Genomic DNA, 25,438 nt, shown 5'->3' with positions numbered 1-25,438 from the left:
GCTAGATTTGCTTCGATGGAGAAACCAATGCACTCAACGCCCCCAGCCAGAGATCTCACGCGAGAAGCGACTGCTCTGCGTAGATTGATCCCGCGACTCAAAAAAACATTCGCTGATCGGATCGAGCCGAATGAGTGGGAAACCTATTCGCGCCGCATCGACGAACATTTCCCTGAATTGTTCCGGCAGCTCTTTGCGCTTTACGGCCATCAATATGACTTTTACTTCCATCTCGAAGGAATCCTGACCTCGATCACTGAGATGTGGTTGGATCGTCCGTCAGAGCTTAAGGCGCTTGACGCGCTGCGCGAGGCCGATCCGCAGTGGTATCAATCGCAGCGGATGACCGGTGCGATGTGCTACGTCGATTTGTTCGCCGAGACATTGCAAGGCGTACGCGATAACATTCCTTATCTGACCGAAATGGGGATCACTTATCTGCACCTCATGCCTGTTTTCCGATCTCCCAAAGGGGACAACGACGGAGGCTACGCGGTCAGCAGTTATCGCGAAGTAAATCCGGCGCTCGGTACGATGGAAGAGCTGTCCGACTTGGCCTCGGAATTACGACACCGCGGTATATCGCTCTGTCTGGATTTCGTTCTCAATCATACTTCTGACGAACACGAATGGGCTCGCAAGGCGTTGCTGGGCGATGTTGAGTGTCAGGAATACTATCGCATGTACCCCGATCGCTCGATGCCTGAAGCGTTCGAGAAAAGTATGGGAGCGATCTTTCCTGAAGAACACCCTGGCGCGTTCACCTACCGCAGCCAGCTACGGAAGTGGATCTGGACCACCTTCCACAATTATCAATGGGATTTGAACTACGAAAATCCGGCCCTCTTTAATCGGATGATCGAAGAGGCCCTGTTTTTGGCCAATCAAGGGGTCGAGATTCTGCGGATGGACGCCGTCGCGTTTCTCTGGAAGCGTCTCGGTACGACCTGCCAAAATTTGCCCGAAGCGCATCTGATTTTACGCGCGATGAACGCCGCAGTCCGGATCGCGGCCCCGGCGATGGTTTTTAAGTCCGAAGCGATCGTCCATCCCGACGACGTTCGCTCGTACATCAGCGAGAAAGAATGCCAGCTCTCGTACAACCCGCAACTGATGGCGCTGCTGTGGAACTCGTTGGCGACCCGCGAAACGCGTACATTGCGTGATGCGCTCGAAAAACGATTCCGCATCGATCCCGGCTGCGAGTGGGTCAACTACGTTCGCTGCCATGACGATATTGGCTGGGCGTTTTCCAATGAAGATGTCGAAGGCGCCGGGTTCGACGCTAGTTCGCATCGCCGCTTTCTGACCAACTTCTATTGCGGCAAGTTTGAAGGTTCATTCGCCTGCGGGTTACCTTTTCAGGAAGATCCGGTAACCGGCGACGCGCGCGTCTCCGGTACCTGTGCTTCGCTGGCAGGGCTCGAAAAAGCGATCGCCGATAAGAGCGATGAGGAAATCGACCTAGCGATCAAACGGATTCATCTGCTGCACGGCGTGATCATGACGATTGGCGGAATTCCGCTGATCTATCTGGGAGACGGCATCGCATCGCTCAACGACTATAACTACCGGAGTGACGTCGACAAGCTGGGAGACTCACGCTGGGTACATCGAGGCAAATTCGATTGGGAACGCGCCAAAGAACGGCACAACCCCGAATCGATCGTCGGAAGGGTCTTCGAAGACATCTTGCGATTGGTCCACCTGCGTGGACAAACTCGCGCCCTCAACCGGGCTCAAACCGAGTTTGTCGACGCCGGCAATGTGCATGTGCTGGGCTACTTTCGCAATGCCGTTGACTCGTCCGTGTTGGTGTTAGCGAATTTCTCGGAACAAGAGCAACAGATCGAAGGTCGCCATCTACGCATGCTCGGCCTCCGCAAAACGGTCATCGACATACTGTCAGGCCAGACCGTCACCGCGACCCATGAGCTAAAGATGGGCCCATATCAAATGTTGGTTTTAATGCGTCCTGGCTAAAGCAGAAATTCTCTCATCGCGTAGTTCAACTGCACGTGTTGAGAAAAGTCCGATCGCTGCTTTCAATGATCCAATTTGAGTGGACAGACCGGACTGCTACGTCCTTGTTTCGCAGTGCGGATTTCTAAGGGCTTGAGGCCGAGCGAAATCCATCTCTCGTGTGAAAATGCTGCCGCCGCGGTATTTTTAACTCGCTTAGCTCAGATCCGTGCTCTTCACGGCTTGCATTCTTGCGATTCGCCAGCCCATCCCAGAAATCAACAGTCTGCTCCATCCTGGAGTTTGTTTCTAAACCAGCCGGACCACTGCCATCTCAAGAGGGACACGATACACCGTTGGGAAGCAATTCACAGCTCCCAGTTGAAGCCTTGGTCAGTTTGGCGTGAGTCATCAGAAGTAGTGGCGAAACTAAATGGTCAAATAATTTTTCGTGGTACAATAATCGTTGTTTGCGCGCTTTTACCGCCCCTTCCAGCGGGTGGTCTCGGGCGGCGTATTACCGCAGTATCCAAGTCTCCCCGAATTCATTCTGCAACTGTTGCAAGTGACTCGTACGATTTTGACGAAGATCAGGAATATCTGGGCAGCTAGGTCATGACGGCGACCCTGCAGGTTGAGGGTTGAGTCTTAGCTAGCGTATTTTCCGGTTGGTGAATGCCATTTTTCCGCGACCTAAATTAATGAGCGAACACTCTAGCGACCTGTTAAATCGGGCTGGACGCGAAAATCTATGACCGAAGACAAGAGCGAAATTATTACGACCATTCCGTCCCAGGATGCGATTCGCGTTTTGGAGGCGTTTTCGATTGCTGCCCGGATTCCATTTGATCGAAGCTTGGCAGCCCGGGCGATGGGCGAAATCGAACGGGCCATGCCAGGCGGGGATTGGCAATCCAGCTCTCGACGATTGATCGAAGTAGGCGAGATTCTCGGCTTAAAAATACGCTCGCTGGAGTCGCCGCTGGACGAAGCCTTGCTGTTTCTCGGGCAAGGGAATCCCGTCGCAACCTGCGTCGAAGATGAGGCTGGCGAACAACGCTTAGTACTGCTGACGGAGCTTCGTGGCAATCGAATTCGAATCGCCGGCAGAGAAGAAGAGAATGAAGGCGTATGGATCAGCCTCAATCGACTCAAAAAGCGATTGCATTTGAATAAGCCAGGTTCAACCTGTCGCTGGGTTATTGGTCAGCCGGCGCTAGCGTGCGAGTCGCCAAAATCTGGTAAAGAGAGCCAACCGGCGAAAAAAACGATTTCGCCCTTTGCGCGTCTCATCTATCTGCTTCAACCAGAGAAAAAAGATCTTTGGGTCATCTTTGTTTTTTCGATTGTTGTTGGAGTCTTGGCGTTGGCCTCTCCGATCGCTGTCGAAGCGTTGGTTAACACCGTTGCCTTTGGGCGTTATGTCCAACCGCTTATTGTGTTGGTCGTGCTGTTATTCACATTCCTTGCATTTGCCGCTGCGATGAAGGGCTTGTTGGTTTTTTTGGTCGAGATTATCCAACGTCGCTTTTTCGTACGTGTTGTGGAGGACTTAGCCTATCGTCTGCCGCGCGTTGATCAAAAAGCTTTCGATGACAAGCATGGCCCCGAGTTAGTCAATCGCTTTTTTGACGTCGTAACACTTCAAAAATCGACTTCCGCTTTGCTGCTGGATGGCATCGCCCTGCTATTACAGACTTTGATCGGGATGGTGGTGCTTGCACTTTATCATCCTTTCCTCCTTGGCTTTGTCTTCGTGTTGACGCTCTTGATCGTATTTACAATTTTTGGATTGGGCCGCGGCGCGGTGAAGACTGCTGTCAAAGAATCGAAAGCCAAGTACGCGGTTGGCGCATGGTTGCAAGAACTCGCAAGGCACCCCACGGCTTTCAAGTTACACTCTGGATCGCAGTTTGCACTGGATCGTGCGGACCATCTGGCGGTTCATTGGTTGGATGATCGTCGTAATCATTTTCGCATTCTCATTCGTCAGATTCTGTTTGCATTGGGGCTGCAAGCATTCGCCTCGACGGCGCTGCTTGGTCTCGGTGGTTGGCTGGTTATCGCTGGTGAGTTAACCCTAGGCCAGCTCGTTGCGGCGGAGTTGATCGTGATTATCATTGTTGGCGGGTTTGCAAAGCTGGGGAAACACCTAGAAAGTTTCTACGACCTGTTAGCTGCCATGGATAAGCTCGGGCAACTCTTTGATTTGCCGACAGAGTCTCATGACAGCCTATTTCAAGTCTCAAACGGCAATCCAGCTGCTGTCGAGTTCAGCAATGTGACCTACAAATATGGTTCGCATTCTGTCCTGAAAGAGTTCAGCTTCCGGTTAGAACCTGGCGAATCTGTCGCGTTGGTAGGACCGGCCGCCGCCGGGAAGAGCACGATCATCGATCTTTTAAGCGGTGTTCGCCAACCCTCAACTGGACATGTCAAACTAGATGGCATCGATCTACGTGAAATACGAACCGGTTCTCTGCGAGAGAGCATTGCAGTCGCGCGCGGTATTGAGATCTTCAACGGGACGATCAATGAAAACGTTCATCTTAATCGTCCCCACCTAAGTTCTCTGGATGTACACGAGGCGCTGCGGATTGTCGGTTTGCTTGAAGAACTGCTGAAATTGCCAGAGGGGTTGGGAACAGAAATCCAAACGGATGGCAACCTTCTCTCTTCCAGTCAAGCTGCTCGCTTGATGCTCGCAAGGGCAATTATCGGGCGACCGCGATTGTTATTAGTGGATGGTGTGCTGGATGTTCTCTCCGACGATTCCGCCGTCGAACTGATTGAAAATCTGCGCAGCAACAAGCCGCCGTGGTCACTTTTGATTACGACGGGACGCGGAATCGTCGCTAGCGAATGTGACCGACGCCTGACCCTCTAAGCCGACATAACGCAAAAGCAAGGTGAAGAAATATGATTTCGCCGACTGGCATGAAATTAACGATTCTGCCATCAAGTCCCGATACAAAATAGAAGGAGTCCAATGAAGAGTGAGAAGACGAATCCTTTGAGAGCAAGATTGCCTGCGCTTAAGCTGGTTCAATCTTCGCGAAACGCTTGGCGACTTGCAAATGCAATGCTAGTCATGCTAGCGATCTTTATTTTTGCTATGTTCTTCGCGCCTTGGCAACAATCCGCGAAGGGAACAGGCAAGGTCGTCGCTTACATGCCGCAGGAGCGTCAGCAAACCGTTTTGTCGCCATCCAAAGGAGTAGTGGTTCAGATTGCCGAGGGACTTCGAGAGGGAATGCGTGTGGAGCAAGGTGATCTTATTGTCGAGATCGAGCCCACTGCGGCGAACTTGCGTGACCAGTTAGACCGGCAAATCATCGATTTGGACGCGAAGCTGGCGAGCGGAGAAGTGAAAGCTGAAGTTTACGCTCGCAACGTTGTGGACTTTCAAGCCGCTCAAATAGCGGCAGTAACCGCGGCGGAAGAACTGATCGATGCGGCCAGGGCGAAATGGGATTCAGAACTCAAACTTCAGCCCGGCTATGAAGCCAAAGAGTACCAAGCAAGACTCAACTATGAGCGTCAAAAAAGTCTTGCCGACAAAGGAATCAAAGCATCGGTTGAGATTGAAAAATACAAAAAGGATTGGGACGTCGCGATCGCCGATCTCGAATCGCTAAAATTAAAAATCGACGCCGCAAAAGAAGAATGGGAAGCGAAGAAAAGCGAGCGCATTCAAAAAGAGCGCGAAGCGAAAACAAAAGTCGATTACGCACGAGCCATGGAGCAAGATGCCCTTGGGCAGATTGCTACGGTGAAAAAAGAGAAACGAGATCTAGAGATTAAGGCCTCGGAGCTTGAGCGTATGGATGTTCGTGCTCCTCGTGATGGCGTCATATTTAGGATGCCGGTGTTTGAACGCGGACAGACGCTGAAGGAAGGCGATCCCTTATTTACCATTGTTCCCGATGCAACTGAGCGTGTGGTGGAGCTATGGGTGTCGGGCAATGATATGCCGCTAATTAGCCGTGGCGACCATGTCCGATTGCAATTTGAAGGGTGGCCAGCCGTTCAATTTGCAGGCTGGCCTTCGGTCGCCGTAGGAACCTTTGGGGGCCAAGTCGCGGCGATCGATCCGTCAGACGACGGTAAAGGAAAGTTTCGAATTCAAGTCAATGCAACCAGTGAACAGGCGTGGCCATCGGACCGCTATTTACGCCAAGGAGTTCGAGCAAACGGTTGGGTTTTGCTCCGCGAAGTCTCCTTGGGATACGAAATTTGGAGGCAACTCAATGGGTTCCCTCCGGTGGTTTCTCCGGATGAACCTACCAGCGATTCGAGCGACGACAAGAAGAAGAAGGTCCCGCTTCCGAAATGATATTAGTGTTCAAGTCTAGTTTGGTTTGCCTATCAATCATCGTTGTGATTAGCAGCGGATGCCGTTCTAGTGCGCGACAACTTGCCGAAGATAAGCGGCACGCCGCCTACCCGAACAAGGCTCTGGCTAACCAGCCTCCGCAAAAGACCGAAGCTTCTCTGCAAATGCCGGAAGCAGACTCCGCAGAACAACAATTCATTCCGGTTTCGTATCTCGAGGACGACCAAGAGCTGACGCTTTTTCCAGAACCGTTTGTACTGCCAGAACCGGTGCCTGAGGTTGTGTTTGCACCCTCGGATTTGGAACTTCAGGAAGTGATCAGCTCTGTCCAGATATCGTATCCCAAAGTTGTTAACGCTTTGATTGAACGGCAGATTGCAGACGGCAATCAGACTAGCGCCTGGGGAGAGTTTGATCTCAAGGTCAAGGGATTTGGAATCGCGGCGCCGATGGGGTACTACAAAAACTATCGTAACGGCATTTCCGTAGAGCAACCGCTTTATGGAGGAGGTTACGCCTACGGTGGTTATCGAATTGGCGACGGCTTTTTTGAACCTTGGTATGGAGAACGTGAAACCAACGAAGGGGGCGAATTTGCCTTGGGCTTTGGCACGCCGCTGCTGAAAGATCGAACCATCGACAAGCGGCGAGAAAACGTCTTGAAGTCTGCCGTCGCCAGACAAGCGGTTGAACCGGCAATCCAAGCGCAGATCCTAGAGGTTGTTCGACTTGCCTCGATCAACTACTGGACTTGGGTAGCAGCAGGGCAAGCTTTGCAGGCACGCCGTGCACTGCTAGATTTGGCCCAAGAACGCGTGAATCAGGTCCAAGAGCGAGTGAAAGCTGGCGACTTGCCTGAGATTGTAAGGATTAATAATGAGCAATTAATTGCCGCTCGGGAAGCCAAAATCATAGAATCTGAACGCAAACTGCAAGAGTCAGCGATCAAGCTTTCTCTGTACCTGCGTCGGAATGATGGAGAACCGGTGATCCCCGATGAATCACTGCTGCCCAAATACTTTCCCCCGATTTCACGTCGCGACGATACGACGCTTGCAAGCGACATAGCGCAAGCGGTGACCGCTTCGCCTGAACTGCGAGAATTGAACTTACAAGCCGAACAGCTTCGAATCGAACTTGCTCAAGCTGAGAATATGCTCCTTCCCAAATTAGATACGGCCATTCTCGCTAAAAAAGACGTTGGCGCTGCTGCCAGTCCTAAGGGGGATAAGACCCCTTTCCAACTGGAGGCCGGACTTTATGGCGAAGTCCCCCTGCAACGTCGTGAGGCTCGCGGTAAGATCCAAATGGTGCAAGGCAAGCTTTCGCAAAATCAAGTCAAACGCCAATTTGCCATCAACCGCGTGACTGCCGCAGTCCAGGATGCAGTCTCTGCTCTCCGGGCCGCCGAGGGGAGAATTGATAGAGCCACGACGAACGTCCGATTAGCGGAAGAGACAATGGACATGGGGCGAGCGCAATTCAATGCCGGCGACATTGATCTGATTTCACTAAACATCTATGAGCAATCGGCGACCGACGCCCAATTTCTTTTGATTGACGCCCAAGCGGACTACTTCGCGGCCATGGCTGACTATCGAGCTGCATTGTCGATCAGTCCACTTGCATCCGACAATTAATTGTCGGCTATCCAAGCTACGCTCGCAGTTTTTGTGCCTTCTGCAAATCCTTCGCTGGGCAACTTGACCGTAGAGCGGTGAACCTCTAGCCTCCCGCTATCGGCGAAACGAGCATGGCCGCAGCCCTTGGCTACTGGGCTTGCCAAAGGACGCTCGGTGTTCAGCGGGAAAAGCAAATCCCTCAATATCTTCCTTCAAAGTTCGCCTTGCCTGATACGCGATGTCGGTTGCGTCGGCAAAAAGCACTGAGCTGCTTTAGGATGCCCCCGTGAGACATTCGCATAAGGGGAGGGCGGATTTCATCTTCGGCACGCACTCGATTGTCGTCTTTTGGCGCCGTACTCATGCTTCGACTGCGCGGTCGAGGTTAGTGAGACAGATGCCGTTATTTATAGGTTTGCGGCACTTGAATTCGCCTTTGGCGATAGTTACTGTGAGACCAGCTTGCGTCCCACCTTAGCGATTTTTCCGCCCCGAATCCTTCCCTTGATGACAAGCATGAAAAAACTTACCTACCTGCTGAGCCTCTTTGCACTGATCGGAATGAGCTTCGCTTCGACAGTGAATGCTCAGAGATGTCTGTTGCCAGAGTTCGATGTAAAATTGCTGGCCACGGTTCCCGAGATTGAACATCCTTCCGTCGTTACGTGCGATGACCAGGGCAATTTGTTTGTGGGGCTTGATCCGATGGACATGCGGGGGCCGACCACGCAAGAGTTCGATCGAATCGTTCGATTTGAGATGGACGCCAACGGAGAACCGACACGCAAAACCATCTTTTGTGAGAATCTGGCCGCCGTGTTTGGCATGATCTGGCACGATGGATCGCTGTATGTGTTGCACGCGCCGCACTATACGGTTTTTCGAGACTCCGACGGTGATGGCGTTGCTGATGAGCGGAGGGAACTGGCCGATGGTTTCGGGCCGCCGGCCGGCATCTACGGGTTTAACGATCACATTGTGACCGGTACGCATTTGGGTATGGATGGTCGCGTCTATGTCAGCGTGGGCGATAAAGGAGTCCCGAAAGCAGTCGGCGCCGATGGCTCGACTATTACGCTCGAAGGGGGCGGCATCATTCGTATGAAACTGGACGGGACCGAGCTAGAAATTGTCTCGTCGGGAACGCGTAATCATTTGGATGTCGCGATGGACTCGCTCGACAATATGTTCACCTATGATAATACCGACGACGGCGTCGGCTGGTGGACACGCTTCACGCACCACGTACCGTCCGGCTATTTTGGCTATCCGTATGACTATCACTCACATCCCGAACGGCACTTGCCGCGCATCTCAGAACACGCCGGGGGTTCGCCGGTGGGCGCCGACGCCTACCGCGAAGCGGCCTGGCCGGCCGACCTGGTCAATGTGCCGTTTATGTGCGAATGGGGCAAACAAAAAGTGCAGCTCTTCCGTCTGAGCAGGGATGGCGCGACGTTCACATCGCAGATGGAAGACTTTCTGGTTCCGGATGATAGCGGCGAACCATTTCGCCCTCAGGATCTTTGCTTTAGCCCCAGCGGCAAGCATATGTATGTCGCCGATTGGAACTACAACGGCTGGGTCAACAAGCAAGTCAAAGGGCGACTATTCCGCGTCACTTATACCGGCGATCAGCCTGCGGCTAAGCATGAGCCGCCGAGGGCTCCGTTTCAGGGAGCGACCCTCGACCAATGGATCGCATCATTGGCTCATCCAGCGCATGCTGAGCGGATGCGGGCCGAATTCGCAATCGCCAAATCGGCCGCCGCGGTACAAGCAGCAAATCAACTGCTGAGCGATCCCAAAGCCGCCCCGCTGGCCAAGATCCATGCAATTTGGGCCGGTTCGGTGCATCGCGAAAGTGAGGCGATCACCGCCGGCGACAAGATCGATTCGACCCCGCTCTGGATATCCGCCTTGCATGACGCCGACGCCGATGTACGTGCCCAAGCGGCACGTGCACTCGCGCTGCATCGCAGCCAGCAAGCGATCCCAGCGCTCGCTCAGCGATTGCAATCGGACGATGATGCGGCAGTTCGCCTCAATTGCGCCATCGCGATCGGTCGGATCGGAGACATGCTGACGGATCAAAAATGGAGGAGCGTCGATAGCGGCGAGCCTGGCGTGGTGCGCGCTCGCGAAGACGATAAGCACTATGTGTTGCCGTCTCAGGGAGATCCCGAATTAGCCAAGATTGTGTGGCCCGCTTTAGTCGATGCAGATTCGACGGTCCAGCACTGCGCCATGCAGGCGCTGCGGCAGATCAACAATTGGCAAGATGCGAAAAAGTATCTGCAAGATCAGCAAACGACCGCGGTCGCCTTGGTGACGCTATCCGGCGTTTATGATCTGGCGGCGATCGAGGAATTGCGTCAGTTTGTGTTAAACGGAGCGAACCCCATCGAGCAGGCCAACGCCGTTACGGCGCTCAAACAAGTCTACATGCAAGCTGCGCCTTACGAGAAAGGTTGGTGGGGAACGCAGCCCGCTCGCGGCAAACCGGCTCGCAGCAAGTCAATCGCGTGGTCCGGTACCGAATCGATCGCCGCGACTTTTCGGCAGGTGTTGAAGAACGCGACATCCAGCCACGTCCGTCTGGCGGCGATTCATGCTTTGCATGATATCCAGGATGATCGCTGCAAGGAATTGCTGCGAGAAATTGCCGCTGCCGACAAATCTGTCGAAGAAGCGACTGCGGCGATCGTCACGCTGGCCCAGTTAAAAGATCGCGATTCGGCGCAATTGTTCGCTGCGATTGCTGCCAATGAGCAACTAGCCGATGCTACCCGGCGCGAAGCGATCCAGGGCTTGGCTGTACTGGGATCGGATTCGGCAATCGATCAACTGTTGGCAATTATTAGCGCCAGCAACAGCACGCCGGAACTGAAGGTTGTCGCATTGGAAACATTGAGCACGCTCAAAAGCGAAAAATCGATCGATCCGGTCCTCCACCTACTGACAGACGCGAACCCCGTCATTCAGGTAGCGGCAATTAAAGCGCTGGGCGAAATCCAAGGAGCCAAGGCTGTCTCCACTTTGGTTCAATCGTTGCAAGATCCGCAGGCTGACGTTCGCAAAGCGGCGTTAGCGACCCTTGCGGTACTCAAGTCTAGCGAAGCGGTTCCGGCGATCTTGATTTCCGCCGAAGACCCAGAGACGCAGTTTGACGCGCAGCTGGCGCTGACCGCGATGCCGGATCGTCGTGCTTTGCCCCAATATCTGAGCGCACTCACCAGCGCCAATCAAGAGCTGCGTAAAGCGACGATGAACGCGCTGCTGGCCATTCGAGATTCGGTGCGTGATGATATCGTTGCGTTGAATCAAAGTGGAGAATTGTCCAACAAAACTCGCAGTCCGCTGCAAAGCGTGTTCGAGACGCCGGTTCCGTTGCTCGAGTGGAAGTTGATCGGCCCTTTTCCGAAAGATGGAGAAAACAGCACGCCTCCGCCGTTTGAATTTCAGGCAGCGCCTGAAGCGGAACAATTGATCCACGTCGGCACGCGAAGCGTCCAATGGCAGACGATAACAACCAACGACAAAGATGGCCGCGTATCGCCGGCCAACTATTTGCAAGGATCGCGTGAACGTGTGTGGTGTTACGCTTACACGCCGGTAGTGCGTGGCGAGTCCGGTTCGGCGACGTTGCAAGTGGGAAGCGACGATCAATTGACCGTATGGGTCAACGGCAAGCAAATCTATGAATTTGATCGCAATAGCGGTTGGTCTAAAGATCGCGACTCTTTTAGCGTCGATCTGACCGCCGGCGTCAATCACGTCTGGCTACGCTGCGGCAATGACGGCGGACCCTGGGATTTTTCGTTAGCGATTAGCCAGCGTGACCCAAAACTGGCGTTCCTTTATCAGGATGTGCCTGAGAAGCTTGACATTGAATCATTCCGCAGCTTCGCCGGGTCGCATGTCGGAGAAGCCGCTCGAGGTAAGACAATCTTTGAAAACACCAAAGGAGCCGCTTGCATCAAATGCCATGCAGTCGGCGGGGATGGCGGCAAAGTTGGTCCAGACCTAGTGGGAATCGGATCAAAGTATCCTCGGGAAGAGCTCATTCGTTCCATTTTAGAACCGTCACTGCGAATCGCCAACGGTTACGATACCGGCGTGGTGATGACAACCGACGGGACGATCATCACGGGCGTGTTGAAACTTGAAAGTCCTGAAGCGGTCGAAGTGGTGACGGCCGAAGGCAAAACAGTGCGGATCGCGGATGATGAGATTGAAGACTTCAGGCGCAGCCCCCTCTCTTCGATGCCCAACGGCATTCAAGAAGGGATGCAACTTCAGGACTTCGCCGATATCGTCGCCTATTTAGAAAGTTTGAAAATCGCCGAGAAACCATAGTCCAGCAACTTTTCTGCTAGAAATCTTCTCAGCAATGCTCTGATCGGTCGCCGTGAGCGTTCTATCAAAGCAGTTCGGACCAGCGCGTGCGGTAAACGCCAAGTTCGTGCCAGGTAATCACGCCGATCACATCCTCAATCCGATCTGAGCTAGGCTTGGATAGCACCACAGCGCAATTTGCATCGGCCAATTGCAGCTCACGCATTGCATCGACCAAAGGTGTTTTTGTTGGAAATAGTAGGAACGGATCTCCAGCATCTGATGGAGACTGTGAGGGGGGAGCGACGGTGCTGTACGGATGAAATACTCGAACGACACGTCCCTCTTGCGCGACAATCGTGAGCCCGGCATAGGGTTCGATGGCCGTATTTTCGGAGACGATGCGATATTCTTGCCCCATGACATCTTCGACATGCCGCGCGTCATCAAGCGCAGCCTGAAGCCCTTCGGGAACGATTCGCCCGCGACGCAACAGTTTCAGCGTATAGATGCTCGCCGGTGAGAGAACCTTACGAACCGCACAAGCGAGGATTGTAGTCACGATGATCGGCATCATCACATTATTGTCGGCAGTCATCTCTTGCAGCATCACTGCGGCGGTGAGCATCGCTCCGGTCGAGGCTCCCACACCGGCGGCCATGCCGGCTAGCGCGAAGGTAACCGGATCCACATGCAGTCCCGGAATGAACTGGTTCGCAAAATGGGCATACGCCGCTCCGAGCGTGGCGCCCATATACAGTGCCGGCGAAAAGACGCCTCCAGAACCGCCTGAACCAAGCGTTAAACTGGTGACCAGCAACTTCAACGCGCAGAGCAGCAAGAGAAAGCCAGGATTGGTCAATTCGCGGCTCAATATATCGACGATCGACGCGTAACCGATCCCTTCCAGATAGTAGCGCCCCGTTGTCCGCCACATCAGATAGAACAATATTCCGCAAACCAGCATGCCTGACGCATGTCGGACCAAATCGCCGCCGGGCATTTTATCGAATTGATCTTCGGTCCAATAGATTCCCTTGATAAACACGACCGACGCCAGCCCCATCAAGACGCCGAAGGGAACCAACAGCAGCAACATCCAGGGAGAATCCAACGCAAACTGATTGACTTGCAGCGGCTCGATATTGAAAGCTGGATAAACCCCCAGCAGCGCGCGACCGATGTACGTAGACGTGATCGTCGCCAAGGCCACCGGCAACAGCGTGCGGACATTGATAGAGATCAAGAGAAGTTCGATGGCAAAACAGACTCCGCCCAGCGGCGCATTGAAGGTGGCTGCGATTCCGGCCGCCGCTCCGGCAGCCACCAGCGTCACCTGTTGCCGAGCCGGGACGTTGAGTATTTCGCCGAGAGTCGCTCCGAACGCGCTGCCAATCTGAATGATCGGACCTTCGCGTCCCACCGACCCGCCGCTGCCGATGCAGATCGCCGATGCGAGCGATTTGATCACTGCGACAATCGGACGGATGATGCCGCGCTTGTAGTGGATCGCGTCAATGACTTCAGGGACACCATGCCCTTTGGCTTCCGGAGCAAAGGTCTTGACCAACCAGGCGACCATCAGCGCCCCCAAGACCGGCACAAGGATGATTCCGGCGCCCCAAGGGTTGCTGCTCGTGTGCGCATTAGCGTCGTACGAAAAGCTCAACTCGCCCAAAAAGAACAGATTGTGCAGCACGCCGATCAACAAACGAAACAGCCAAGCGCCGAGTCCTCCGATCACGCCGATCGCCAGCGAGAGCAGACACATGACAATGAGGCCAACAGGCCGCTGCAGCGTTGTGGGCACGCACTTATCTCCAAGGGGGGCGGTTTACTCTTGGTCTACTCGTCATGATCAGCCCCAAAAATCAGGGGAAATGCCTTATGAAATTGCTGGATATCGATTGACCCGTGGATTGTAGCTCGCAGTTGTTCCGCAAGTTGTATTTATAGCGGATACAGCGATTATTCGGCTGCCCAGAGCGGGCTGCGGCACAATTTTAGAACGCCAGAACCGATCGTCCCCGCCTTCAGCATACAGGGGACATTGATCCGTAAATCCAGAGCTGAACCTGCCCCATGAAAGCGACGCCAAAACGAAAGAGAGTTCAGGCCGCGCTGGCGAAGTGGATCTGATCAACAGCGGATGCGGCGATCATGTCCACTTTGCGTGCTGCAATCCAGTGCAGCACCACAGAATTAGGGTGACGATTAAATTAGTTCGCTCGATTGCCTAACATACCGTTAGCACGGTGCGTTGCGACTACTGCTCGCTGGGTTGGTCTTCCCAAGCTGAAGCCTTACGCGAAGGCTTACTGGCGAGTTGAAAATCAAAACTTCGCCCCTCCGAGGCGCTGACCGTGACGGAAGCAACCCCTTTGTCGCTATAGACCTTGGGGATTTGCACCTTGCGGCCGGTGCCACCTTCGGCAGTTTGGTCGGTCATGTGTATCTTGACCTTGTACTCACCAGGTGCGGCCCCTTTGCCATAACGTCGTGTGGATAGTTCATACTTTCCCTCGGCATCAGTGATTCCAAATGCCATCGGCAGCACCTCAGACGAAAACGCCACTTCAGCGTTTTCAATCGGTTTTCCTTCCATTTGCACAATTCCCGAAACCGAAATCGTATCGATACTATCAGAGTACATATGGCAACCGCCAAACGCGATCACTGCACTCACAATTGGCAAGCAAAATTTCATAGCGTCTACTTTATCGGGCTAGTAATGGTTGCTTGGGCAGCGGAACGCCAACTTAGGCGAAGCTTGGATTTGTTACTTTCGGTTCAAGTAAAGTTGATAGCCGAAAGCAGCGTTGACGTGCCTGATGCTCTCTGTATCGCCCGTGGATTAAAACTCGCCGACAACTTCTCCGTCATTGCGGGTTGCAATTCGATTGATGATCGCTGAGTCGAGAGTTTCCGTAATAAACCGGACGCTTGCGTCCGACAACAGAAACTGCGCTCCGCCTGAGTGATGGGATCCGAAGGCATTGCTGTTCGTGCCGTTCACGACATATTCTTTACTAGCCGCTCCGCTGCCAATAATGCCGCGGAATGTCTGAATCGTCGCCACGTTGCTGCGGACGCCTGCGGTAGAGTTCCCGTTGGCGGTGATTCCAATCCACACGGCGCCTCGATAATCAATCAGCCCAGAACTGTTGGTTGCTCCGTTCGGACCGTAAGCAACTTCGCCGATCATGACCGTGTTGGTCGTGCCGTCGGTGATGTCACGGAATTTAATGTGACTGTTAGGAGAGAAAACCCCATTTCCCCCGTCGTTGCAACTGCCGGCGAAATAGACGCAACTCGGCAGCTCATTGACGTAGCGAAACTGGGTGTTGCGATCACCGAAGACCCCTTTATAAGTCGAAAGACCATGGGCTGGAGCGCTCGAAGAATTCGGAAACGTTTCGTTCAAATCACCACCCGGAGCGCTCGGACAACGATAGGCGTTAATCCGTGGTTGCGAGTAAGCGAGAATATTGGCGTCATCAGAAGCTGGTTGCGTGTTGACTGCGAGGGCATCGAAGCGATTATTCTCTTCAATTTGAGGCAAAATCATGGCTCCCCAGCCCCAACCAGGGCCGTTGAACGCCGAAACGCCCCCATCGTTTATATGGCGGTAATAACCGGCCGGGAACGATCCATGCACATCGTGATAGTTGTGCATCGCCAATCCCATCTGCTTTAAGTTATTGCTGCACTGCATCCGCCGAGCGGCTTCGCGTGCTTGTTGGACCGCCGGCAGAAGCAGCGCGATCAAGACACCGATAATGGCGATCACAACCAACAGTTCCACCAGGGTAAATCCCTGGCGAACTTGAGCTGTAGCCAGCCTTTTTTGCGAAGTCATCGGTTCCCCTTTGTGTAGCATCTGAGATGAATGAAGCTGGAAAAAAAGCCCAACAACTGCTTTCGATTAATCGGACTCCAATTAACCTAAGCCTTTGCTCGATCGGCTCCTATGGTCGTTCACGCAAAATGATTAACCTATTTTGCAATGAGACTCCAGATTTTTGTTTCACCGCTGAATCTCGCACGATTCTTAAGCAACCTTGTGAGCGTGCCGGCGACGGGAGGACTCGTTTAGTGGAATTCTTGCCGGAATAGGCGATAGAAAGATGCCTTGATGTGAAGCATCCGCTTGACTCGTTTGGCGATCATAGAAAGGCAAAACCACGAGAATCAGATCACTCTAGGGCATTATTGATCAAACGCTCAGCCCTGTGCAGCAGCTCCAACAGGATCGTAATTACGACGATATTCGCCCGGCGTCATCCCGGTCATTCTCTTAAAGAAACGGAGGGTCGCGTTTTCGCAGCTAAAGCCCGATTTGGCGCTGATTTCGGCGAGTGAGAGATTCGTCTGTCGCAAAAAATCCTTCAATACCACCAGTCTCGCAAAGCGGATTTCCTCGGCCGGCGTCCGGTTAAGCGCTTTACGAAAGCGATCCTCCAACGATCGACGCGATACGTCGAGATAGCGAGTCAGGTCAGAGACATTAATCGCCGTGTCGCAGTTTCGTTTGATATACGCAACCGCATTTTGCACCATTGCATCGGCCGCAAAAATCGTATCGGTCGACGGCTTTTCGATGATCCCCTCTGGTGCGATGTAAATCGGCTCATCATGTGGGGTTCCGCCCGAAATGAGTCGTCGCAGCTCTTTCGCCGCTTCATAGCCGACCAGTTCGGTCCGCTGCTGGATGTACGAAATAGGCATCGGCGACAATTGCGAGATTAGCGGATCGTGTTCGACTGCGAGGACGGCGACATCGTTTGGCACGTTGATTCCTTCAGCCGAACAGGTAAGCATAATTTCGCGCGCCACGACCGTCGAAAAGGCGATGATGCCGATTGGTTTGGGAAGCGATCGGACCCACTGCACCAGCCGGCTGCGCTGATAGTCATAGTCCGAAGAAGGGGACGCCGGATCAGGCGAAAAGCTGGAGAGCGAATAACCAGCCTCTTCAATCACCCGCGCAGCCGCCGGTTGAACCGGATCGCGATAGTTGTAACAGAGCGGGGGGCCAATATAGCCAAAGTGTTGAAATCCACGCTGGACAAAAAAATTACCCGCCAATTCGCCGCAGCCCTGCGGATCAGCGATCACCTTGGGGAACCGGTGCGAATGCTCGCCGTGCCACGAAACGTTGACCGTGGGCAAATCATGACGCTCAAGCGACGACTGGACCAGCTCGTTCGAGATCCTGGCGATGATCCCGTCGCCTTTCCAGTCCGCCGGCATCAGCGACTCTGTTTTTACGGCGCGCGGATTCAGCCAAAAATCCCAACCGCCATGTTCGGTAGCAAAGCGCGAGACCCCTTCGAGGACTGCTCGGCTCCATTGGCTTTCGTTAAGAACCAGCAATGCGATACGCAAGCGATCCGGATAGACAGAAAGACGCTGAATCATGCGGTCGATTCTCAGTACTAATAATCAGGAAGCCAATAATCAGGAGTTTAGTGAGCGAGATTGTGGCCCTTTTTTGGGGGGGCTAAAGGATGCGCTCCCCCGCCTTCATCCAGGAAAGCATCGGTGAATCTTCATGAAGCAATTTCCGGGCCGAACTGATTGGCAAAAATAGTTGTTTCAGCAACAAGGCAGGGATGACTCCTTCGTAACCTGTACGATGGTGGATTGGCGAGTGGGGAAAAACGGACATTTTTCTGCGCATTAAATCATTGTGGGTATTTTTGATTCGGGGATACTTCATAAAAAGGAGGCGAGCTTGCTCAGAAAAAGTGCAATCGGCTCGTCGCTATCCTCCTCCAGAGTCGCCTAAATGCTCACTACCAAACTCGCCTTGGGAAGAATCATGGATCGACCACTTACCAGTTCGCTACGACATTCGCTTCGCTTGGGAATGTTGCTTGGTCTCGTCGCCATCAGCGTCGCCTCTGAAGGTCGCGCATGTACGACCGCCGTGATCAGCGGCAAAGCGACGGTCGACGGTCGCCCGCTTTTGTGGAAAAATCGAGACACTACTTCAGCGCTTCACAACGAAGTTGCGCTGTTCGAGGGTGGAAAGTTCAAAGCAATCGGCGTGGTGAACGCCGGCAATCGCGGCGCGATCTGGATGGGAGTCAACGAAGTTGGCTTCTGTATTGAAAACTCGGTCAGTACCGATCTAAAGATCGAAGGCGAGACCCAAGGCCCCGGCAACGGCGGCTTCATGAAAAAGGCGCTTGAGACCTGTGCGACCGTCGCCGACTTTATTCAACTGTTGGACAGCACCAATCAGTCTGGCCGCACGACGGTCGCCAATTTTGGCGTGATCGACGCTGCAGGCGGCGCTGTGTTGTTTGAGACCGGCCCCAAGTCGTACGTCATGTTTGACGCCAACGATCCTCAGGTTGCGCCGCACGGCTACGTCGTCCGCTCCAATTTCTCCACTACTGCAAACAAGCTCGACCCCAATCCGAAGTCCGAAGATCTGAGCAAGCTATACTCAGCCGATCGCTACCTGCGTGCCTGTTCGCTGATGGCGATCAACGCTGACCAAAAACTATCGTTACAACACGTGGTTCGTCATTGCACGCGTGATATGGCCGAAGCAGCAGATTGTCCGCTTCCTGGAACGGTCAATTCACCGGCGGGGACCCTGCCTGAAACGATCTCTACAAAGAACACCATCAGTCGCACGACGACCGTTTCGGCCGCCGTGTTTCAAGGAGTCTTGCCCGGCGAAGATCCCGCGTTGACCACGATGTGGACGATTTTGGGAGATCCCAAATTTTCGATCGCCGTTCCTTGCTGGGTCGCTGGTGGCGTCGCCGACGAACTAGCGGATGAGCGCGGAGGCGAGATCGGAGAGATCGCAATTTCGCTTCGCGATTGGAATATGACGCCCGACAAAGATGGGGTGTACACGCAAGCCTTGCCTGGCATTTGGAGCGATCTGTGGGCTACGGAAGACGCCCTGTTGTCGGACACGCAAAAGGTAAAAGCCTCGTGGGCAAAACGCAAAATTGTACCGGCGACGGTCGCCAGATTTCATGCGCAAGTCGCCAAGCGAGCGATGCAGGCAATGGAAAAAGAGTTGCTCGACGCCAAAGGCGCCGCTTTGGCGACTCCGCAACCTGCACTACCGTTGTTCGAGCCAATCTCGACATCGGCCACACCGTAAGCAATACACGCTCCCCGATATCTAACTCACCTTTGATAATACCTGGACGGACCAAACATGATCTGCCTTGCTAATAACCGTGTTCATCGCTTGCTTCCGATCCTGTCGGCGATTATCGCCATCCTACTGCCTGCGATCGCATTGGCGAAATCGCCAGAGAACGCGACCGACAAACAATTGATTCGCGTCGCAATCTACAGTCATGCGGACAAAAACGGCGAGGGATCGGGGCCTACAAACCTGGAGCGATTTTTGGTGGCCGAAAATGGCTTTGAAAGCGTCATCGTATCGCCCAACGAGATCCGCGAAGGCATCCTTAAAGATTTTGACGTTCTGATCATGCCAGGCGGTTCGGCGAGCGTACAAGCGAAAAAACTGGAAGAAACAGGCTGCAAAGTGGTGAAGGACTTTGTCCGCGCTGGGGGCGGATACGTCGGCATATGTGCCGGCTCTTACCTTGCTTCGGCTCAATACGAATGGTCGCTCGGGATTGTCAATGCCAAGGTCTGGGATCGTTCGCATTGGGCTCGTGGTACCGGACCTGTTTCGCTTGGTCTGTCATCGACTGGCTGCGACCTGCTGAAATCGGACAAAGCCAAACTCGAATGCTACTACGGTCAAGGTCCGCTGCTCGTTCCTCATGATGATCCCAAACTGCCGGGCTACGAAGTTCTAGCGACCTACGAAACCGAGATCGCCAAAAAGGGGGCTCCGGTCGGCGCAATGGTCGGAACGCATGCGATCATTCGCACCATGTATGAAGAAGGTCGGGTCATCTGCTTTAGCCCGCATCCTGAGAAAACGGGCGGCCCCAATTTCATCATGATGGAAGGGATTCGCTGGGCAGGTTCACATCCCTAAGTCCACGCTTGTCGCCGAGTCCGCCCCTTTCAATGCATCGAGGATCTGTCGTCTTGCTACTCTCACGTCATGCCCAGTTTCCGGCTTGGGCGCACCAAGCATTGTCGAAAATGAATTCGCTCTCGACGTCGCGGCAAGCGGTCGAATACTGCTATCCATGGAGCGTTGACGACCTTTTCGCCAAGTCTAACGAACGCTTGTCGCTGATCGGCTACGGCAGCTTAATGAATGTAGCCTCGGCGAGCCGTACCTTAAACGCAGCGTGTCTGAATTCGGCTCAACCGGTGATTGTGTTGGGCGCGCGGCGAGTTTATGAGTATGTGATGAGCCCCTATGGACGTCGCGCTTATGGCGATAATGACGGTTCAGCAAGATTTGGCGTGCTTAACGCGCAAGCAACCGGCAACCGCGACGATTGGTTTAACGGGGTGACCTTTGAGATTGGCCGAGAGGATATTCCGGCATTGCTTTCGCGCGAATCTGCGTATGATCTTTTGCCAACTTGGACTTTGGCCTGGAATCAAGTTACGCCGCAGCCGCGGATCGCTTATTTCTTCTCTTGCCGACAATCATCGTTCGCAGGGCGCCAAACCATCGATTCTCAGATTTTGCCGCATCCGCGCTACCATGAAATCTGTGAAGCAGGTTGTAGGGCGATCTCCAGCGAATTCTTGCATGCGTTTCGCACCACTACGTGGGTGCGGCAATCTAGATTGATCGATTTCGCCGAGAGCTTGCTAGAAGTAGTCTGATCGCGCAGCAAATGTGCGACGCGAGATTGGCGAAGAACTTTACGCGGTCTATTTGGCGAAGAGTGAACGCAAGTCTCGAAAGCCTTTGATTTCGACTGCATTGCCAGAGGGATCAAAAAAGAACATGGTCCCTTGTTCTCCAGGCTCACCAGCAAAGCGAATGTAGGGAGCAATTACAAAGTTGACTTCCAGCGCTTTCAGCCGCTCGGCCAACTCTTCCCAAGTCGCGAGATCAAGCACGACTCCGAAGTGCGGAACCGGTACACCGTGCCCATCGACTTCGTTGTAGGCAAGTGAGTCGTTGACTTTGTGCTTGTTCAGATGACAGACGAACTGGTGCCCAAAGAAATCAAAATCAACCCAAGTCTCGGCGCTGCGCCCTTCGGGGCAGCCAAGTAGTTCACCATAGAATTTTCGAGCCTCGGCGATGTCATGGACCTGCACCGCGAGATGAAACGGGGAGAGCGGCTTTGAACTGCCCACCAAATCACCACGTGTTCCAGCTGTGGTGACAGGAACTGCTGAAGAATTTGGCATCGGCTTTATCTACTTGCTTTAAAAAGGGAAGTTCTCGATCACTATCCAGCGTAAAGAGGATGATTGCAAGAATCGTACCGACTTGCATCTTTCAATTCGAGCCTCTAGTGCTCGGTTTTTGCAGGTTTGGGATGGTCAAACAGGTCGCCGGCGCCGCTCGCAGTCGTAGACGCATTCAGACCACGCTGCCGCAAATTGCTCCGCAGCCCAATCAAATAGCAACGCTATAGAGAATGGGATCAATCAGCCCCCCCGGGAATTTCGCCCATTAGGCGTAATATCTAGAGGGATTAGGACGGATTTGGGGTTTCAAGCCAAATAATGGGCGTCAATAACGACAATTTAAGGCCGAATCAACTTGCTTCGTAAGATTTACGTTTCAACAAATTTCCGGCATTTTCGCGGGTAAAATGCAAAATAGTACCGGATGTCAAACTATGCTTAACTAAACTCGTCGTCATAATTACCGGAAGGAAGCCGGATATGTTCTCGCAAGGCTGCGTTGATTCCCCCTTCAGTTGGATTGCACTCTAGTGACCATTACGCATACGGCGGCACGAGCGTTATTGCTCTTTGCATGTCTTTTGCCGTGCTCTGGATACGGAGCGGAAGAAGCCACCCAGCAAGTTGTCGCGTCGGAGTCAACTGACGAACTAGCGGCGATCCGAGAGCAGTCTCAATCCTTTGAAACGGCCTTCAACTCAGCCGATGCCGCGGCGGTTGCCGCGCTGTGGACTCCGGATGGGATTTATGTAGATGATACAGGGCGAAGTTTCACCGGTCGAAAAGAAATCGAAGCCGGCTACGCCGAGCTTTTCGCCCAGCATCCCGCAGCCAAGCTTCAAATCACCATCGATTCGCTCCGACTTTTAAGCGATGACGCGGCGTTGGAAGAGGGTCGCGTCATGGTCGGTCCCAAGCCGAATGACTTGCCCGGGTATAGCGCCTATACCGCGGTGCATGTGAAGGTCGGAGATAAATGGTTAATGGCTTCGGTCCAAGATCGCTGGGTGGAAATGCCGTCAGCCCATCAAAATGTGGCCGATCTGGAATGGTTGATCGGAACCTGGGTCGCCGAGGAATATGGCGTTCGGATTGAGTCTAAGTGCAGTTGGGTCGCCAACAAAAGCTTTGTTCAGCGGACCCATACGATGACTGCACCCGGCGGTGTGAAAACTTCCGGCGTTCAACTGATTGGTTGGAATCCGATCCTCGGCCATGTTCAATCTTGGAACTTTAGCGCGGACGGAGGTCATGCCACCGGCATCTGGACGCCCACTGAAGGTGGATTTGTGGCCGAGATGAATGGGATGACCGGCAGCGGCGTCCCCACTCAGTCGGTCAATAAGTTGACCAAATTGGACGAGAACGCCTACGTTTGGCAGTCGGTCAATCGATCGATAGGCGGGGCGGCTTTGCCGGATACGGATGAAGTTGTCATCAAACGCCAATCGCCCAAGCACTAAATCTCCTCCCATGCTCGCAAATCGGATGAATGCCATGATTCGTCAACGACTCACTTTGACCTTAACATTTGGGTTGATCCTTGCAGTCACCTGCACACAATGCTGGGCCCGCGGAGGTTTTGGCGGAGGTGGTGGCCGCGGAGGATTCAGCGGTGGCGGCGGTCGCGGTGGATTTAGTGGAGGAGGCGGTGGATTTAGTGGAGGAGGCGGTGGATTTAGTGGAGGTGCGCGCGGCGGTTTCAGTGGTGGCGGAGGATTGGGAGGAGGCGCCGGCGGCTTTAACGGTGGCGGCGGCTTCGACCGCGGCGCCGGGAATTTAGGTGGACTCAACGGCGGCGGGTTCGATCGTGGAGCCGGGAATTTAGGTGGACTCAACGGCGGCGGGTTCGATCGTGGAGCCGGGAACTTTGGTGGGCTCAACGGCGGCGGGCTCGATCGTGGAGCCGGGAACTTTGGTGGGCTCAACGGTGGCGGGCTCGATCGCGGAGCCGGTAACTTTGGTGGGCTCGATGGTGGTGGACTCAACGGTCGTGCTCCCAGCCGCGGACAATTGAACAGCTTTTTGGGTCTCCCCTCGGATGAGGGCCTGCACAATCTTGGCTCAGGCAACGTGAACCATAATAGCTGGGACGGCGACAACTTTGACATCAATCATGGATCGGCTGAAGGGCCGCGCGGCGGTGCTGCCGCCGGCACGACTGTCACCGGACCGCGTGACAACACCGTCGGACGTGGAGCAGCGGTTGGTCCCAATGGTGGAGCGGTCGCAGGTCGCGGATTTGAGGGGGCGAATGGAGCGGCTGGCGGACAAGCCATTGGCCGCGGACCCAACGGAGGAGTCGCCGCCGGCGGAGCAATTCGCGGCCCCAACGGCGGCGCTGCTGCTCGAGGAGCGGCAGTTGGGCCTCATGGCGCTGCGGCCGGCTTTGCTCGGGTTTCCCCTTCAGGTCGATATAATTGCGCCGTCGCAGTGCGCGGCAATTTCGATCACTGGGGGGTCTACGGCGGCGGCTGGTACAACAATCACCCTGGCGCTTGGTTCGCCGCCGGGTGGACTGCCGGGTATTGCTGGCGCGCCGCTACTTGGGGATCGATCGGCACTTGGATGGGTTACTATCCAGCCGCGCCAGTTTATTATGACTATGGGTCGACGGTCGTTTACCAAGACAATGGTGTCTATGTGAACGGCGAAAATGTTGGCACTCCGCAGCAGTACTACGATCAGGCCATCACATTGGCGACAGATGGAGCTGACGCTTCGGCCTCTTCACAGGGGGATTGGATGCCTCTGGGCGTGTTCGCGTTGACCAAGACCGGCGAAACGACCTCAGACGTGACCATACAATTAGCGATCAACAAACAGGGTATTTTGCGTGGTAATTACACCGATACCAAAACCGACCGATCCGAAGTCATTCAAGGCTCCGCCGACAAAAAAACTCAACGCGTCGCTTTTACGGTGGGCGACAATCAAACCAACGTGATTGAAACAGGGCTTTACAATCTGACCAAAGACGAAGCCCCAGTGCTGATTCACTTTGGAACCGAGAGAACTGAACAATGGCTCCTCGTGCGGTTACAGAAACCGGATGACTCGGGCGCCGCAAGCTCAGATACAAGTTCGGAGTCCGATCCCTTGAACGAGTAGCGAACCGTCGCTGCAATTATGATAGCGTTTCGGCGATCTCCTGCGAGAAAGCCGTCTCGCGTAACTAGCACATTTATCCTTCTCAATCTCTGAGAGCTTACAAGATGAAACTGATTTTGCTTACCATTCCTTTCCTGTTGATCGCCGGGACCGTAGCGGCACAACCGGGGTACCCAGGCGGCGCACCCTATTATGGCAGCTACACCAATACCGCAACGGCCGAGCAAGGCGCGTTAAACGGCATGGCGAATCTGACCAGCGCTCGCGGCTCGTACAATCTGCAAACCTCTCAGGCCGCCGTTTATGCGACCCAGGCGCAGAGCAACGAGATCGCCAATCATCAACAATATGCGAACACTTACTTCCAGATGCGGGAGACACGTGACGCTTATGAAGCGCGGAAGAACCCTCGCCCAACTGAAGAGCAACTCGATTATCTCGCTCATTCCGCAGCGCCCAAGCCGCTGTCGACCGATCAGGTCAATGCAGTGAGCGGCCAAGTCCAATGGCCAGCCTTGTTGCAATATCCCTCCTTCGAAGCCGAGCGAGAAGAATTGAGTTCGTTGCTGGAAAAGAAAGCAGCGCACGGCGGCCTTGGCTATCAGGACGTCAATGCATTTATCCAAACAGCCGACGAGATGAACGCGAAGTTGAAAGGGGGCATCAAAAAAGTCCCTCCGCAGCAATACGTCGAAGCGAGCACTTTTTTAAAGAGCTTGCTCTACGCAACTTGCCAGGTCGGCCTCCAGTAAATCCTTGACGCACACTCTTGAGACAAAAC

16 protein-coding genes are annotated in these 25,438 nt (G+C 54.0%); 11 read left to right on the top strand and 5 right to left on the bottom strand.

Features of this window, described 5'->3' with window-relative positions; translation table 11 throughout:
- Positions 1–27: 27 nt before the first annotated feature.
- The 5 genes from SH421x_RS14270 to SH421x_RS14250 all read left to right on the top strand — a co-directional run bounded on the left by SH421x_RS14270 (position 28) and on the right by SH421x_RS14250 (position 12,279).
- Positions 28–1,983, top strand: coding sequence for an amylosucrase (locus SH421x_RS14270; RefSeq protein ID WP_488849867.1), 1,956 nt, complete (start codon positions 28–30; stop codon positions 1,981–1,983).
- A 730-nt stretch (positions 1,984–2,713) separates the two neighbouring features.
- Positions 2,714–4,849 (top strand): peptidase domain-containing ABC transporter, encoded by a 2,136-nt coding sequence (locus SH421x_RS14265; protein ID WP_488849865.1) that lies wholly within the window; start codon positions 2,714–2,716, stop codon positions 4,847–4,849.
- Positions 4,850–5,077: 228 nt separating this feature from the next.
- On the top strand, positions 5,078–6,298 hold the full coding sequence (locus SH421x_RS14260; protein ID WP_488849863.1) for an HlyD family secretion protein: 1,221 nt from the start codon (positions 5,078–5,080) through the stop codon (positions 6,296–6,298).
- 5 nt (positions 6,299–6,303) lie between these two features.
- A complete protein-coding gene (locus SH421x_RS14255) occupies positions 6,304–7,938 on the top strand; it encodes a TolC family protein (RefSeq protein ID WP_488849861.1) in 1,635 nt (544 codons plus the stop codon).
- A 498-nt stretch (positions 7,939–8,436) separates the two neighbouring features.
- Positions 8,437–12,279 carry a PVC-type heme-binding CxxCH protein gene (locus tag SH421x_RS14250; RefSeq protein WP_488849859.1) on the top strand — a complete coding sequence of 1,281 codons (3,843 nt, stop codon included), beginning with the start codon at positions 8,437–8,439 and terminating at the stop codon, positions 12,277–12,279.
- Between the two features lie 64 nt (positions 12,280–12,343).
- Here SH421x_RS14250 and SH421x_RS14245 read toward each other — a convergent pair whose 3' ends face one another.
- From SH421x_RS14245 to SH421x_RS14230, 4 genes are all read right to left on the bottom strand, one after another.
- Complete coding sequence (locus SH421x_RS14245; RefSeq protein WP_488849857.1) at positions 12,344–14,068, bottom strand: chloride channel protein; 1,725 nt, start codon at positions 14,066–14,068, stop codon at positions 12,344–12,346.
- 456 nt (positions 14,069–14,524) lie between these two features.
- The gene (locus tag SH421x_RS14240; protein ID WP_488849855.1) at positions 14,525–14,965 is read right to left on the bottom strand and encodes a hypothetical protein; all 441 of its coding nucleotides are present in this window, start codon (positions 14,963–14,965) and stop codon (positions 14,525–14,527) included.
- 147 nt (positions 14,966–15,112) lie between these two features.
- Positions 15,113–16,063, bottom strand: coding sequence for a DUF1559 family PulG-like putative transporter (locus SH421x_RS14235; RefSeq protein ID WP_488849853.1), 951 nt, complete (start codon positions 16,061–16,063; stop codon positions 15,113–15,115).
- A 419-nt stretch (positions 16,064–16,482) separates the two neighbouring features.
- Positions 16,483–17,679, bottom strand: a complete 1,197-nt coding sequence (locus tag SH421x_RS14230) for a XylR family transcriptional regulator (protein ID WP_488849851.1) — start codon at positions 17,677–17,679, stop codon at positions 16,483–16,485.
- Between the two features lie 403 nt (positions 17,680–18,082).
- Between SH421x_RS14230 and SH421x_RS14225 the strand changes: the two genes are divergently transcribed.
- The 3 genes from SH421x_RS14225 to SH421x_RS14215 are packed head-to-tail and all read left to right on the top strand — an operon-like array spanning position 18,083 to position 21,006.
- The gene (locus SH421x_RS14225) at positions 18,083–19,393 is read left to right on the top strand and encodes a C45 family peptidase (RefSeq protein WP_488849849.1); all 1,311 of its coding nucleotides are present in this window, start codon (positions 18,083–18,085) and stop codon (positions 19,391–19,393) included.
- Positions 19,394–19,450: 57 nt separating this feature from the next.
- Positions 19,451–20,254 (top strand): BPL-N domain-containing protein, encoded by an 804-nt coding sequence (locus tag SH421x_RS14220; protein WP_488849847.1) that lies wholly within the window; start codon positions 19,451–19,453, stop codon positions 20,252–20,254.
- A gap of 53 nt (positions 20,255–20,307) precedes the next feature.
- Positions 20,308–21,006 (top strand): hypothetical protein, encoded by a 699-nt coding sequence (locus SH421x_RS14215; RefSeq protein ID WP_488849845.1) that lies wholly within the window; start codon positions 20,308–20,310, stop codon positions 21,004–21,006.
- 48 nt (positions 21,007–21,054) lie between these two features.
- Here SH421x_RS14215 and SH421x_RS14210 read toward each other — a convergent pair whose 3' ends face one another.
- On the bottom strand, positions 21,055–21,543 hold the full coding sequence (locus SH421x_RS14210; RefSeq protein ID WP_488849843.1) for a VOC family protein: 489 nt from the start codon (positions 21,541–21,543) through the stop codon (positions 21,055–21,057).
- A gap of 533 nt (positions 21,544–22,076) precedes the next feature.
- Here SH421x_RS14210 and SH421x_RS14205 point away from each other — a divergent pair.
- The 3 genes from SH421x_RS14205 to SH421x_RS14195 all read left to right on the top strand — a co-directional run bounded on the left by SH421x_RS14205 (position 22,077) and on the right by SH421x_RS14195 (position 25,409).
- On the top strand, positions 22,077–23,009 hold the full coding sequence (locus tag SH421x_RS14205) for a YybH family protein (RefSeq protein ID WP_488849841.1): 933 nt from the start codon (positions 22,077–22,079) through the stop codon (positions 23,007–23,009).
- 34 nt (positions 23,010–23,043) lie between these two features.
- Positions 23,044–24,657 (top strand): protocadherin, encoded by a 1,614-nt coding sequence (locus SH421x_RS14200; RefSeq protein ID WP_488849839.1) that lies wholly within the window; start codon positions 23,044–23,046, stop codon positions 24,655–24,657.
- A 104-nt stretch (positions 24,658–24,761) separates the two neighbouring features.
- Entirely contained in the window at positions 24,762–25,409 is a 648-nt protein-coding gene (locus tag SH421x_RS14195) for a hypothetical protein (RefSeq protein ID WP_488849837.1), read from the top strand.
- Positions 25,410–25,438 lie beyond the last annotated feature (29 nt).

The sequence above is a fragment of the Blastopirellula sp. SH421 genome (genome assembly GCF_057808535.1).
Note: the sequence above shows the minus strand (reverse complement) of the source record. Positions and strands in the feature narration are given on the sequence as shown.